General features: G+C 65.6%; 13 protein-coding genes. 2 read left to right on the forward strand and 11 right to left on the reverse strand.

What is annotated here, in order from left to right; all coding sequences use genetic code 11:
• Positions 1–94 precede the first annotated feature (94 nt).
• The 3 genes from XH87_RS02085 to XH87_RS02095 form a co-directional block, all read right to left on the reverse strand.
• Positions 95–1,183 (reverse strand): mandelate racemase/muconate lactonizing enzyme family protein, encoded by a 1,089-nt coding sequence (locus XH87_RS02085; RefSeq protein ID WP_271585986.1) that lies wholly within the window; start codon positions 1,181–1,183, stop codon positions 95–97.
• 134 nt (positions 1,184–1,317) lie between these two features.
• Positions 1,318–2,511: a M20/M25/M40 family metallo-hydrolase gene (locus XH87_RS02090; RefSeq protein ID WP_271585987.1), complete on the reverse strand. Its 1,194-nt coding sequence runs from the start codon at positions 2,509–2,511 to the stop codon at positions 1,318–1,320.
• Positions 2,512–2,620: 109 nt separating this feature from the next.
• Entirely contained in the window at positions 2,621–2,860 is a 240-nt protein-coding gene (locus XH87_RS02095) for a hypothetical protein (RefSeq protein ID WP_271585988.1), read from the reverse strand.
• A 209-nt stretch (positions 2,861–3,069) separates the two neighbouring features.
• Here XH87_RS02095 and XH87_RS02100 point away from each other — a divergent pair, with 209 nt between their 5' ends.
• Positions 3,070–3,990, forward strand: coding sequence for a cytochrome c oxidase assembly protein (locus XH87_RS02100; RefSeq protein WP_271585989.1), 921 nt, complete (start codon positions 3,070–3,072; stop codon positions 3,988–3,990).
• Between the two features lie 52 nt (positions 3,991–4,042).
• Here XH87_RS02100 and XH87_RS02105 read toward each other — a convergent pair whose 3' ends face one another.
• From XH87_RS02105 to XH87_RS02120, 4 genes are all read right to left on the reverse strand, one after another.
• Positions 4,043–5,860 carry a chloride channel protein gene (locus tag XH87_RS02105; RefSeq protein ID WP_271585990.1) on the reverse strand — a complete coding sequence of 606 codons (1,818 nt, stop codon included), beginning with the start codon at positions 5,858–5,860 and terminating at the stop codon, positions 4,043–4,045.
• Positions 5,861–6,014: 154 nt separating this feature from the next.
• On the reverse strand, positions 6,015–7,253 hold the full coding sequence (locus XH87_RS02110; RefSeq protein ID WP_271585991.1) for an MFS transporter: 1,239 nt from the start codon (positions 7,251–7,253) through the stop codon (positions 6,015–6,017).
• Between the two features lie 156 nt (positions 7,254–7,409).
• Positions 7,410–7,703 (reverse strand): HGGxSTG domain-containing protein, encoded by a 294-nt coding sequence (locus tag XH87_RS02115; RefSeq protein WP_271585992.1) that lies wholly within the window; start codon positions 7,701–7,703, stop codon positions 7,410–7,412.
• A complete protein-coding gene (locus XH87_RS02120; RefSeq protein WP_271585993.1) occupies positions 7,700–8,356 on the reverse strand; it encodes a hypothetical protein in 657 nt (218 codons plus the stop codon). Before XH87_RS02120 ends, XH87_RS02115 begins: the two co-directional genes overlap by 4 nt.
• Positions 8,357–8,808: 452 nt before the next feature.
• Between XH87_RS02120 and XH87_RS02125 the strand changes: the two genes are divergently transcribed.
• Entirely contained in the window at positions 8,809–9,792 is a 984-nt protein-coding gene (locus XH87_RS02125; RefSeq protein WP_271585994.1) for a Bug family tripartite tricarboxylate transporter substrate binding protein, read from the forward strand.
• Between the two features lie 54 nt (positions 9,793–9,846).
• Here the strand turns inward: XH87_RS02125 and XH87_RS02130 are convergent, their stop codons facing one another.
• The 4 genes from XH87_RS02130 to XH87_RS02145 all read right to left on the reverse strand — a co-directional run bounded on the left by XH87_RS02130 (position 9,847) and on the right by XH87_RS02145 (position 12,949).
• Entirely contained in the window at positions 9,847–10,308 is a 462-nt protein-coding gene (locus XH87_RS02130) for an NUDIX domain-containing protein (RefSeq protein WP_271585995.1), read from the reverse strand.
• An 83-nt stretch (positions 10,309–10,391) separates the two neighbouring features.
• Positions 10,392–10,667 (reverse strand): hypothetical protein, encoded by a 276-nt coding sequence (locus XH87_RS02135; RefSeq protein WP_271585996.1) that lies wholly within the window; start codon positions 10,665–10,667, stop codon positions 10,392–10,394.
• Between the two features lie 78 nt (positions 10,668–10,745).
• On the reverse strand, positions 10,746–11,603 hold the full coding sequence (locus XH87_RS02140) for a VOC family protein (RefSeq protein WP_271585997.1): 858 nt from the start codon (positions 11,601–11,603) through the stop codon (positions 10,746–10,748).
• Positions 11,604–11,746: 143 nt separating this feature from the next.
• A complete protein-coding gene (locus XH87_RS02145; protein ID WP_271586573.1) occupies positions 11,747–12,949 on the reverse strand; it encodes a urate hydroxylase PuuD in 1,203 nt (400 codons plus the stop codon).
• Positions 12,950–13,018: the final 69 nt, after the last annotated feature.

Raw genomic sequence — 13,018 nt, forward strand, 5'->3', positions numbered from 1 at the left:
ACCCGCCACCATACCGAAATCTTCGGCCTGTGGATCCGGGGCCAGCGAATAGTTCGCATGCAACCACATCGTCATGGCAAGGCTTGACGGCGCGCTATGCCGCCAGCTTCGCCAGTCCCTTCCAGTCGAAGCTGATGCCATGCCCGGGCCGGTCCGGCGCCAGCGCCTTGCCGTCCTGCAGCACCAGTGGATGCTCGATGTATTGGTCGAGGCCGAACCCGTGCGCCTCCAGATAGGAGCGGTTCGGGCAGGCCGCGAGCAGATGCACGGTGATGTCGTGGGCACCGTGGCTGGTGACGGGCAGGTTGAAGGCTTCCGCCAGCCGCGCGATCTTGATGAAGGCGGAAACGCCGCCGCAATTGGTGACGTCAGGCTCGGGATAGGACACCGCGCCGCCGGCGATGTAGTTCTTGAACTCCCAGAGCGAGCGCAAATTCTCGCCGGCCGCGATCGGCACGCCGCCGGCCTGCATGATGCGGGCATGGCCCGCGACGTCGTCGGGGATGATCGGCTCCTCGAGCCAGGTGAGATCGTAGGGAGCGAGGGCGCGCGCCGCACGGATGGCTTCCTCGACCGTCCACTTCATGTTGGCATCCGCCATCAGCGGAAAGCCGTCGCCGAGATGATTGCGCATCGCCGAGACCTTCGCGACATCGGATTTCAGGTCGGGCCGGCCGACCTTCATCTTGATGGCGCGAAAGCCCTTGGCGAGATTGCCGTCGGTCTGCGCGAGCAGCTCATCCACGGAGAGATCGAGGTCGATGCCGCCGGCATAGCACGGCACCCGCGCATTGAATCCGCCGAGCAGCCGGTACAGCGGCAGCGTGGCGCGTCGCGCCTTCAAATCCCACAGCGCGATGTCGAGCGCGGAGAGCGCCAGCACCACCGGCCCGCCGCGCCCGCCATAGTGCAGCGCCCACCAGACGTGGTGCCAGATCGCTTCGGTGTCGTCGGCCTCGCGGCCTTCGATCAGCGGCGGAATCTCGCGCCTGAGAATGTCCGCGACAGCGCCGCCATTGCGGCCCACGGTGTAAGTGTAGCCGACGCCCTCTGCGCCATCGGTATCGCGGATGCGGCAGGTGATCAGCTCGAACGCCGCGATCTCGCCATGGGTCGAGTCGGACAGCGTGACTGGGAGGGGGATCCGGTAGAGCCCGGATTCGATGTTTGCGATGCGCGGCATGTTGGCCTCCCTTTTGTTTTTGTTTCGTACTTTCGTAGGGTCGGTTAGCCGCAGGCGTCGCCCACCATCCTTCCTATCCACGGAAGCAGAAGAGGTTGGTTACGCCTTCGGCTAATCTACCCTACAGACGTCAATCACCGCATCGTCGCGAGTTGCACCGCCAGCGCGCAGGCGCGGTCGTATTCGTCGAGATTGATCCATTCGTCGACCGTGTGCGCCTCGTTCTGCCCCGCGCCGAAGGTCACGGTCGGGATGCCGTGGCGGACCATCCAGTTGGCGTCGAGGCCGCCATTGGCCGTGCGGACGTTCGGCGTGCCGCCGACCGCGGACACGGCCTCGACCGCGTGTTTGATGACGGGCTGGCTGTCCTTCATGCGGAACGGATAATAATCGGTCTCTGCCTTGAACTTGACCTTGCCGGACTTGCCTTGTGCATTCGTGACTTTCTTGGCTGCCTTCTCGAACGCGGCCTTGTAGGCCTTCGTGATCTCCTTGAAGAACTTGCCGTCATGGCTGCGGCTTTCGCCGCGCACGTGGACGTAGTCGGTGACGACATTGGTGGCGTCGCCCGCCGGACGGCCTTCGCCGCCGGTGACCGGGCCGACATTGCTGGTGCCCTGCCGCTTGCCCTTCACCACCTTGCCGAACCAGCCGCCGGCTTTCACGTCCGCCAGGGCGAGCGCCATGATCATGGTCGAGGAGATGCCGCGCTCCGGCGCGACGCCGGCATGCGAGGCGCGGCCGAAGATCTCGACGCTCCAGCGGTCGGCGCCGACGGCCCCGATCACGACGTTGGAGGCGGAGCCGCCGTCATAGTTGAACGCCATCACCGGCGCGCCGAGCTCATCGAGCTTGACGTGCCGCGCGCCGTAGAGCCCGCTCTCCTCGCGCACGCAGAACAGCAGCGTGATCGGCGGATGATCGAGCTTCTGCTTTTCGAGCTCGGCCGCCAGCGTCACCAGCACGCCGCAGCCGCAGCGATTGTCGCCACCGAGCGCGGTCCTGGCCTCATTGACGATCTTGCGCCCGGATTTCTTCGGCTTGGCGCCGGCGCACAGCGGCACCGTGTCCATGTGGGTCATGAACATGATGCGCGGCTGGTTGTGCAGCGCGCCGCGGCCGGGCAGGTCGACGATGAGGTTCCCGGTCTCGGTCGGCACCGGAATGCGCGTATTGGCGTCGTCGAGCCGGATCGCCTTCGCCGGCACACCGGCCTGCTTCAGCGCGGCGGCAAGCTCACGCCCGATCGCCGCCTCCTGTCCGGTCACGCCCTCGACGGCGAGGAAGCGCATGAGACGGTCGGTGGCGGCTTTGGTGTCGACGGGCATGAATCGGTCCTTTGGTGCACGGGCCGTCAGCATCCCCTGCGACAGGCCGCAGCGCAAGGCCTCGGACAGTCCATGCAAGCCGACAGATCGGCACTCCGACGACAAGGGCTTAGATTTCGAGAACCTCTTGCACGGTCTCGAAGATGTCTTCGGCGTTTCCGCCTATCTTGCCTTCCGCCCAGGCCTGGAATGCCCTGGCGTAGACCACCTTTTCCGCATCCTGATCGTTCGTGGGGATGATCTCCGCCTCGCTCTCGCTGCGTATGACGGCCTTTGCCTCGATCGCGATCGTCGTAATCGTCGCCACGCGGCCTTCGTGCTCGTCGTAAACAGTGTTTGCAGTGCTCATGACAGCGGCTCCGTTTCGTCGAGTTGCAACAGTTGCCCTGGCATAACGGGCGATGCGGAGATGCCCGGCTTTAGTTCGGGATCACAACATCGTCAAACCCGACGAAAGGCGGCTCTTCCCTTCTGGCGTGGCGAGACTTGCGGAGCTATCGGGGGATCACGAACCGATCCAGGCACTGCGATGGCACGACCATCGTTTCGGGGATGACGATGAAACCGCGCTATCGGAAGAACTTGAACGTTGTCATACCCTGCCTTGCTGTCCTCGCCGTCATGTCCGGCTTGGTCGCCTATTCGCCGGTGCTCTACCGCATATTTTGCGGTGCAACCGGATATGGGGGAACAACGCAACGAGTCTATTCGGATCCGGCCACCAGCTCCGAACGAACGGTGACGGTTGCGTTCGATGCCAACGTCGCGCCCGGGCTGCCCTGGCGATTCGCACCGGAGCAGCGCTCCGTCCAGGTTCGTCTCGGCGAGCAGAAGCTCGTCTTCTTCAGCGCCGAGAATCTCGGTGACGAGGCGACGGTCGGACACGCGACGTTCAACGTCACGCCGGAAACGAGCGGCATCTACTTCAACAAGATTCAGTGCTTCTGCTTCAACGAGGAACGACTCGATCCGCATCAGAAGGTGGATATGCCGGTCGTGTTCTATGTCGATCCGGCCTTTGGCAAGGACGCCGACACGGAGCATGTCGACACGATCACGCTGAGCTATACCATGGGCCGCTCGGCGAACCCGTCCGAAGCAAAGAACCTGTCGCGCTTTCTCGCCGGTGCTCCGCCGGACATCGTTCATGGCCGCGAGCTCTTCGCCCAGCGTTGCAGCGCTTGCCACGCCCTCGACCGGAACATGGCCGGCCCCGAACTGGGCGGGGTGGTGGGCCGCCCGGCGGGCTCCGTCGCGGGATACGGCTATTCGTCGGCGCTCAGGACGGCTCACCTGAACTGGACCGGGGACAAGTTGGACGAATGGCTGGCCGGCCCGCAAAAATTGGTGCCGGGCGCGAGAATGCCGGTGCGCGTGCTCGATGCGCCGTCGCGCCACGACATCATCGGCTATCTGGCGACACTCGGCCCCAACCATGATGCGATCGCGCCTGGGAATGGACCGTCGCCGGGATACTGAAGCAATCCGGTCAAGCGCGAAGCGGTCTTCCGGAAAGATCATGCGGCGCGGATCAATCCTCGTAGCTGCCGATGACGGCATCGGCGATCACGCGCTTGGTGACGATACCGACGATGTCGTCGACGCGCGGACGTGAGCGGCCGCGAAAGACGATTGCCGCGCCGGCGCGGTGGCGACGCAGCCTCGCAAGGACGAGACTCAGGAGATCCTCATCCCGGCAAATGACGAGCCTCCGTTCGGCGAATCGCTCGACGAGAAGATCGGGGTTGGTATGAGACTCGGCCCAGAGGCCCGAACGCGGCGGGATGAGTCCCACGATCCGGCCGTCTCTTTCGACCACGATGGCGCGGGCATCGTCGGTATCCTCCGCAATCATGGCCTGCTTCAGGGTCGTGCCGGCCCTGGCAACGATGAAACGGTGCTCCATGATGTCCTGGGCCTGTTTGACCAGGTAGAGATTGATGTGTCGTTCCTTCGGGATGCGATGCCCGCGATGGCGCAGCTTCACGGTGTATATCGTCTCGTTGACGAGCGCGCGCCGTACGCCGGCAGCCAGCGCGACCGCGACGATCACGGGAACGATAATCGCATAGTCGCGGGTCATTTCGAACACCATGACGATCGCCGTCATCACGCCACCCGTTCCGGCACCGACGATGGCCGCCATTCCGACGATGGCGGCGGAAGACGGTGTCAACCCGGAATGCGGAAGGATCGAACTGGTCGCGGCCGCAAAAGCAGCGCCCAGGGTGGCGCCGAGGTAGAGCGACGGCGAGAAGATGCCGCCGGAGGCACCGCAGCCGAGGCTCACGGTCGTTGCAACGAGCTTGAGCGCAAACAACAGTGCGAGCAGGCCGGCCGCCGTCATCCTGTGGTCGAGGATATCCTGGATGACCGAATAGCCGACGCCGTCGATGTAGGAGTGCCCGAAGGCGTGTGTGAGGCCCACCATCATCAGGCCGATCACGGCCATGCCGAGAACGTTCTGGACGTACTCGTTCTGCGTCAGCCTTGGAAATCCGTCCTCCATGAAGACCAACACCCGAATGAAGGCCCAGGCCGCCACGCCGCAGATCAATCCGAGCGCGACGAACGCGACAGCTTCCTGAATGTTGAACGAGGCGACCATCGGGAATTGAACGTCGGGTACGGCAAAGGCGGGATCCGGACCGATCAGGATGCGCCCGATCGTCGTCGCGGCGCCCGTGGCGACCACGACTGGAAGGAAGGTACGGTTTGATACCTCCGGCAGAAGGATTTCGAGGGCGAACAGAACGCCGCCCAGCGGCGTGTTGAAGGTCGCGGCGATGCCTGCGCCTGCCCCGGCGGACAGCAGCGTGATCTTCTGCCGCGTCGATAGTCCGATCAACTGCGAGAAAGCCGAGCCGAGCGCCGAGCCGATCTGGATGATCGGCCCTTCGCGTCCGACGGCTGCGCCGCTGCCGATCGATATCGCCGAGGCCAGGGCTTTGACCACCGCCACGGTGCCGCGAATGTTGCCGCGCTTGTAGAAGATTGCGTCCATCACCTCGGGAACGCCATGGCCCTTGGCTTCCGGGGCAAAGCGCCTCACGAGAAAAACGACGATCAGCCCGCCGATGATCGGCGCAAACAGGACGAGATCGCCGAAGCGGCTGGCGCCTTCGCTGACATTGGCGTCGTATACCAGGCTCAATCGGCCATTGTAGAACAGGTTGTGCACCAGTCCGATCAAGGCCCGAAACGCCACGGCGCCAAGGCCCGTCATCACCCCGATCACCAGCGCAAGGCCGCAGAGCACGAGCAGGCTCACGCGCCGCTCCTCGGACGGCGGCTTGCGGTCGCTGGATGCAATCGGCTTCGCCATTTCGGACACAATTGCTGCGGGCATTCGGATCATGGAAATCGAGGGGTGTCAGACGTCAATAGCCGGAAATCCCGCCACTCGAAAGACGAGGTGGCCCCCACTTTATGGCTAACTGATGAGACTTTTGTTTGTTGCGCCGCCGGGCACCTCCGGGTTGACCGCGCGACCGACGCGCCGTTCAGATGGTTCTCGTGTAGGCCAGAAAGATCAGTGAGCCCGCGAGAAGCGCCGCAGCCATGAACAGCAGCACGGCCGGCAAGCCCGCGAGCGCCGCCACCGCGCCGGTCACCGACTGCATCAGCGCCGCGCCGAGGAAGAAGGCGAGGTTGACGGCCGCGAGCGCCTTGCCCGCGGTTTGCGCGTCGACCAGCTGCCGCGACATGCCGAACAGCAGCGGCTGCGCGGAGGTCGCAAGCCCGATCAGCACGAACAGCACGAGGTCGTATTGCGGCGGCATCACGGGCACGCCGAACAGCGTGGAGACCGCGTAATGCGGCGCGCCCAACGCCATCAGCGCCAATAGCACCGCCCCGGCCATATGCGAGCCCGCCACCAGCGCGCGGCGGCGGCCGAGCCTGCGGTCGATCATGCCGATGAGAAGCGGACCTATGATCATCGCCAGCGTGAACGCGCCGAGCTGGTTGCCGGCCTCGACCCGCGACAGGCCCTTGGCCTGCATCAGCCACGGCCCGCCCCACAGGCCGCGCAGCACCAGCGAGGTCGCCAGCGACACCAGCGCCAGCGCGATCAGGCCGCGCAAGGGCCGGGAGAGGCCGAGGCGCAGCACCTCGATCATCTGCGCCAGCGGCGAGGACTCGTCCTTGTGCTCGGCCGGCTGGTTCGGCACCAGCGCGAACACCGCGACCGCCACCGCGACGCCGCCGATCGCGGAGATCCAGAATCCGGCGCGCCAGCCCCAATTGTCGACCACAAAGGCGAGCGGGCTCGCCGACAGCAGCATGCCGATATTGCCGATCGAGAGGATCGCGCCCGACCATAGCCCGAACCGCGAAGCCGACAATTGCTTGGCCGCCAGCGTCATCGGGCACATCAGCATGCCCGAGGTGGCAACGCCCAGCAGCACTTGCCCGACCGCAAAGCTTTCCGGCCCCGTCGCAAATCCCGACGCCACCGCGCCGAACACGGTCCCCGCGAGCAGGCTGAGCGCCACCGGCCGCACGCCGAACCGGTCCATCGCCGCACCGACCGGGATCTGCGCCGCCGCAAAGGCGAAAGGATAGACCGACGTGAGGCTCGCCAGCGCCTGCGGCTCGATGTGGAAATCCGCGGCCATCAGGTCGAGGCTGACTGCCGGAATCGTGCGCAGCAGGGTGGAGAGCATGTGCCCGCAGGCCAGCGCGACCAGCGCAAAGATCAGCGCACGGGTGGCGTGTCCCGCGTCGTGGGGGGTGGTCATGGGCGTCCCGTCCCGTGAAGGTTTTGGGTGGGGTACATGATTGGGGTGAGCCTGCCAATGGCAGGGGTGGCCTGGCGCACGGGGGGCCTTGGTCCATAGACCTTACCATGGAGGTCCAGATGAGCCATCAATGGCTCATTGGGCGGAAGTTCAAACTCAACTCGTCGGCCCGTTACCGTCTGGCTTCATCTCGACCAACAGCTTCCGCGCTTCATCCAGCAGCGCGCGGATCGCCCGCCGTTCCGCGATGCGCTCCTGTGTGAACGTGCCGTGCTTCCGCGCATTGCGGTTGCCCCATGGCGCGCCCGATCCCGCGGCGCCGCCGTGCATGCGGCAGCGGACCTTGCCGCGCACGGCCGGCGCGCGGCAGGCGAAACCGCCGCGTGTGCCGGCGCCGCAGCGCGGGCTCGCCGACATCGCGCGCGTATTGCGGATGTGATCGGCGCTCATGCGGTGCCGCCGTGCAAGGACGCGGCCCGGTCGTGTTCGTGTTCACCGGCGTCGCGGGACGGGACCAGTCCCGCGTCCGTCGCATGACCCGGCTCGGCGGCGATCAGCTGCGCCTGTTGCGTGACATTCCCCACGATCGCGCTGCCGCCGTCCTGCACCGACAGGTTCTGCACCGTGATCGGACGCTCGCCGTTGCCGCGGTGGCGGTTGAGAGCTTCCAGCTGGGCTGCGAAGGTGCGGGCCAGCCGGGTCAATGTGCGTGTGATGCCTTCCTGCTGCGAGAGGTCTTCGGTGAAGGCGAGCCGGCAGGCGGAGCGCATGGTGGCAACGTGAACGGACACCATTTGCGCCGTCAGCATGGCTTCGAGGGAATCCCTGGGCGCGATGCTCTTCATCATCGAGATCATGAAGGCGAGATTGGCCTCATCGGGCTTCTGCAGGATCACGCTGGCTTTCATCAATTGCCTGAGGATGCCGTGCAGCGCGTCGCGGTCGGCGGCACCGAGCGCCTCGCCCATCAGCCGTTCGCCGGCCTGCGCGTCGGGATGCTGGATCAGGATGCGTCGCCGGGTGAGCTTGATCCGCGGGCTCGGCCTGCTGCCGTCATATTTGGTGACGGGCGTCGTGCTGTTGCGTGCCAGGGCTGTCGTCATGTCGGTATCTCCTTGGGCCCACGGCAGGCGCGAGGAGGCTCGCCGGGCGAGGCCGCCCCGCGCAGCTGCCGTGCGGCGGTTGCGATGTTCAGATGTCGATGAAGGGCTTGTGCGCGATCGCAGCGAGGCGCCATGGCCGGGCGGGCCGGGTTGCTCACGGTTATCGCGATGATGCCATTATGCCCCTGTTTTGCCCGACGAGTCAAAATCGATTTCGCAACATCCGAAGATCATTGCGCCCCGCGCAAGTCCTTGTTTCGACAGCGGCCGTCTACTGTGCATGGGGTTGTTTTCGCATTTTTTGTTTGGAATGGGTGCGCACGTGCCGTGCGGCGGAATGCCGGCGCCCAAACACGATTGCGAAATCCGGGATCGCCGCTATTCATGATCTTCCAATGCGTCGCATCAACAAGCCTGCACAAGCGGCGCCAAGAGGTCTGGGGAGAGAACCAATGCAACGAGTGGCCCGCCTGCTGGCAGTCATCGCCGGATTGTGCGCGTCTGCGCTGTCGACGCAGGCGCTGGCGCAGAAATATCCGGTGCGGCCGGTCAAGGTCATGGTCGGCTTCAGCGCCGGCGGGCCGGTCGACGTCGTCGCGCGCATCATTGGCGACCGCTTGAGCAACAAGCTCGGACAACCCTTCGTGGTCGAGAACCGCGCCGGCGCCAACGGCATGATCGCTGCCGAGGGCGTGGCGCGGGCGGAAGGCGACGGCTACACGATGCTTGCCTGCAACTCGTCCACGATCACGCTCAACAAGACGCTGTTCAAGGATATCCGCTACGATCCGGAGAAGGATTTCGCGCCGCTCACTACCGTCGTCTCGGCGCCGCTCGTGCTCGTCGTCAATCCCGAGAATCCCAAGACGGCCAATATCAGGACCGTCGCCGATCTCGTCGCCGCGGCAAAGGCCGCGCCCGGCGCGCTTGCCTACGGCTCCGGCGGCAACGGCAACCTCGCCCATCTCGCCATGGAGCTGCTCAGCCAGAAGGCCGGCATCAAGCTGATCCATGTGCCGTATCGCGGCGGTTCGGCCGCCGAGGTCGGCATCCTCGCGCAGGAGGTGCTGGCGGTGTTCGATCCGCTTTCCGCGGTGCCGCTGGTCAAGGCCGGCAAGCTGCGCGCGCTGGCGGTGTCGTCGGCCGAGCGGCTGCCGGCGCTGCCCGACGTGCCGACCGTCGCGGAAGCGGGCTATCCCGGCTTCGATATCTCGTTCTGGGTCGGCTTCTTCATGCCGAAGGCGACGCCCGCACCGATCCTGGAGACGCTGCACCGGGAGATCGTCACCGCTGCCAAGGATCCCGCGGTCGCGGAGAAGCTCGGCTCGCAGGGCGTCGTCAGCGTGCTCGGCCCGGCCGACTACGCCGCCAAGATCGCAAAGGAGACGAAGGAACTCGCCGAGGTCGTGGCGGCGGCGAACATCAAGGCGGAGTAGGGCGCACGGGCGCCGCTGCGCCTCTCCCGCAAGCGTGATCGGCGTCGCGGCAGCCTATTCGCCGCCCGCCAGCTGCGCCAGCCGATCGAGCAGGGGACGTTGTCGCGCGTTGATCTTCTCCTGCGCCGCTTCGAGCGTGAACCATGCGGCGCGGTCGACCTCCGGGAAGGTCTGCCGCTTGCCGCTGCGAGGTGGCCATTCGATCTCGAACGTGTTGCTGCGAATGCTGCCCGTGTCGATGTCGAACTCGGCCGCGAATGCGGTGACGAGTTTGCCCCCGCGCTGCTTGACCTGACCTAGCGCGATCAGCGGCACGGACAGTTCAAGCCCAATCTCCTCGGCAAACTCCCGTCGTGCGGCGGCCTCTGCATCTTCTTCGTCCGCATATTCGCCCTTCGGGATCGACCACGCACCGAGATCCTTGTTGCGCCAGAACGGGCCCCCGGGATGAACGAGGAGGACCTCGATCTCCCGGCGCTTCCGATAGGCGACGATCCCGGCACTTCTCGATGGCATCTCGGGTTCCGCGAAACGGAGGCGCGGCCTTCGCTTGGGGAAAGTGGAGCCGAGCGTCTTGGCGCAGGTTAGCAGGCCTCGAACTAGTCTTGGGGGAAATCCTTGCGCATCGCGATCTCGGCGGCATCGCCCGGTGACAGCACGGTCTGATCGAAGGCCGGTTGTGGCCTCGTCATGATGTCGTAGAGCGAGATGCCTTTGATCGGCTTGCCCATGAGCTCGCGGACGCATTCGGCGAGTGTGCCGTTGTAGACGAGATAGGGCGGACCGCGATCCCTCTGCCTCTCGCCCCTCAGCGAGGGCCACTTCTTCAGCTCCGCCGGCGCGTCATAGGCGATCGGCGATCCCTCTTTGAACATGCGTATGGTCCCGGCGACTTGGATTGCCGGGAACCCTAAAGCGGCCGGGGTAAACACCCGTTAAAGAATTGGTTCAAATCAGCCGGCAATGAAGGCGAGCAGGGTGCCGTTGGCCTTGGCCGGCGGCACGCAGATCGCAGCCCCGCTCCGCACGGCAGCCGACCCCAGCGCCTTCTCTGTCGCCGCGAGATCGCCGCTGATGAGCACCAGTGCCGCGCCGCCGCGCTCGGACAGGCCGGCGAGCGGCACGCCGGGATAGCGCTTCCCGAGCTGCTCCAGCGTCAAATAGACGAAGTCGGCGCGATCGCCGCCGGAGGGCACCGTGACCGCGCCATCGGTCTCGGCCTTCGGCGCGCGGTCGATCAGCTGGCCGAGATGCGCGGCTTCCTTCGCCGGCTCGGGCGTTGCGATCAGTGTCTGCTCGATCCGCTTCGCCGCGTTGGCGTGCTGCATCAGTTCGGGAATCCACACCGTCTCGCGGGTCTTGTGCTGGCACGCGAAGATGCGCACGCCGCCGGGCGCTTCCGCGGTCGGCCACATGAAGGTGCGGAATTTCGCCGCCGAGACCGTGCCGTCGGGCAGCGTCACCGGCCGCTCGAAATCCGTCGGGCCGATCGGCGTCAGGCCCCGCGCGCGGATCTCCTCCGCGCCGGCGGCGGCATCGACCGCAGTGAAGGCGATACGCTCGATGCCTTCGCCACGCCTGTCGAGGAAGGCGCGCGCCGGTGCGTTGTGCTCGGTCGCAGCAAGCACGCCGAGCAACTCCATGTAGTCGGGGTCGAACATGATGGTGTAGTTGCCGGTGCCCATATGCGCGCTGTGGGTGCCGCGCGGCGACACCGTGAAGCCGAGTTGCCGATAATTCCCGGCCGCCTTGTCGAGGTCCTTCACCATGACCACGGCGTGGTCGATACCGATGACGTTCTTGAGGGCCACTGTTCTTTCCCCGATTGCAAGCTGACCTTGGGCCGCGGCCGGCGGCCGCCGGTCCTGTCTACGCCGGACAGGCGGTCAAGTCATTTTCAATTCAGCGGCAGATGCGGAATTTCATTCCGCGCGACGCACCTCGTGTGGGAGCGTCAGCGCGCCCGCGCGATATAGGCGGCGAGGATGGCGCGCTCCTCGCCGGTCATTTCGGTGATGTTGCCCGGCGGCATGGCATTCGACCAGGCGGCCACACGGCCGATCAGGCGGATGTTGCGATGGACATGCTCGGGCGCGTCGAGCCGGATGCCTTTCGGGGGGGTCACGATGCCGGCCCAGACCGGCTCGGCCGCGTGGCACATGCTGCAGCGGGACATGACGATCTCCTCGACATGAGCGAGTGTCGGCTGTGCCGGCAGCGCGCCTGTCTTGACCTCGCGCGGGCCGGCCGCGGAGAGGAACAGGATCGCGACCACGCCGATTGCCGCCACGCCCCACACCCACCAAGGCGATCTGCGCCCCGCGTGTCGCTCGTTGAAGAAGTGGCGTATCGCCGGCCCCAGCGCCAGGATGATCGCGACGATGATCCAGTTGTAGCGCGTGGCGTAGAGCAGGGGATAGTGGTTGCTGATCATCAGCACGACCACGGGGAGCGTCAGATAGTTGTTGTGGACCGAGCGTTCCTTGCTCGCCTTGCCGAGTCTTGGATCGGGAGCCCGGCCCGCGATGAGGCTGGCTACGATCTTCTTCTGGTTCGGGATGATCAGCGCGAAGACGTTGGCGACCATGATGGTGCCGATGATCGCGCCGATCTGGTTGAAGGCGCCGCGGCCGCTCAGCACGTGGGTGAACGCGTAGGTCAGCGCGACCAGGAACAGATAGCCGCCGACGGCAAAGGGCAGCTCGCGCTGCGCAAGCCCGCTGCGGCAGGCGACTTCATAGAGCAGCCATGCCAGCGCGAGGCTCGCGAGGCTGAACAGGCCGGCCTGGACCGGCGTGAGGTCGAGGATCGATTTGTCCACCAGGAACAGATCGGCCTCGAGATAGTACACCACCACCATCAGCGCGAAGCCGGACAGCCAGGTGGTGTAAGCCTCCCATTTGAACCAGGTCAGCTCGTCCGGCATGCGGCTGGGCGCCACCAGGTACTTCATGATCCGGTAGAAGCCGCCGCCATGGACCTGCCAGGCCTCGCCCTGCACGCCATCGGGCAGGTCGCCCGTCAAGTTGCGCTTGGGCCTGAGGCTGAGGTCGAGGGCGATGAAATAGAAGGAACTGCCGATCCAGGCGATCGCGGCCACCACGTGCAGCCAGCGCAGCAGCAGGCTCGCCCATTCCGATATGACGGATCCCCACATCATCATCCCATCAATTGCGACAGCGATGCCGCAGCTTTGATGACCGCAGTCCCCGCCCATACAATGTGT

Source organism: Bradyrhizobium sp. CCBAU 53415 (assembly GCF_028128735.1).
Classification (GTDB): domain Bacteria; phylum Pseudomonadota; class Alphaproteobacteria; order Rhizobiales; family Xanthobacteraceae; genus Bradyrhizobium.

Bases quoted from the DNA above. Each gene is read 5' to 3' on its own strand.
- XH87_RS02085 (WP_271585986.1), bottom strand. From the start codon at position 1,183: ATGCCGCGCATCGCAAACATCGAATCCGGGCTCTACCGGATCCCCCTC.
- XH87_RS02090 (WP_271585987.1), bottom strand. From the start codon at position 2,511: ATGCCCGTCGACACCAAAGCCGCCACCGACCGTCTCATGCGCTTCCTC.
- XH87_RS02095 (WP_271585988.1), bottom strand. From the start codon at position 2,860: ATGAGCACTGCAAACACTGTTTACGACGAGCACGAAGGCCGCGTGGCG.
- XH87_RS02100 (WP_271585989.1), top strand. From the start codon at position 3,070: ATGAAACCGCGCTATCGGAAGAACTTGAACGTTGTCATACCCTGCCTT.
- XH87_RS02105 (WP_271585990.1), bottom strand. From the start codon at position 5,860: ATGCCCGCAGCAATTGTGTCCGAAATGGCGAAGCCGATTGCATCCAGC.
- XH87_RS02110 (WP_271585991.1), bottom strand. From the start codon at position 7,253: ATGACCACCCCCCACGACGCGGGACACGCCACCCGTGCGCTGATCTTT.
- XH87_RS02115 (WP_271585992.1), bottom strand. From the start codon at position 7,703: ATGAGCGCCGATCACATCCGCAATACGCGCGCGATGTCGGCGAGCCCG.
- XH87_RS02120 (WP_271585993.1), bottom strand. From the start codon at position 8,356: ATGACGACAGCCCTGGCACGCAACAGCACGACGCCCGTCACCAAATAT.
- XH87_RS02125 (WP_271585994.1), top strand. From the start codon at position 8,809: ATGCAACGAGTGGCCCGCCTGCTGGCAGTCATCGCCGGATTGTGCGCG.
- XH87_RS02130 (WP_271585995.1), bottom strand. From the start codon at position 10,308: ATGCCATCGAGAAGTGCCGGGATCGTCGCCTATCGGAAGCGCCGGGAG.
- XH87_RS02135 (WP_271585996.1), bottom strand. From the start codon at position 10,667: ATGTTCAAAGAGGGATCGCCGATCGCCTATGACGCGCCGGCGGAGCTG.
- XH87_RS02145 (WP_271586573.1), bottom strand. From the start codon at position 12,949: ATGTGGGGATCCGTCATATCGGAATGGGCGAGCCTGCTGCTGCGCTGG.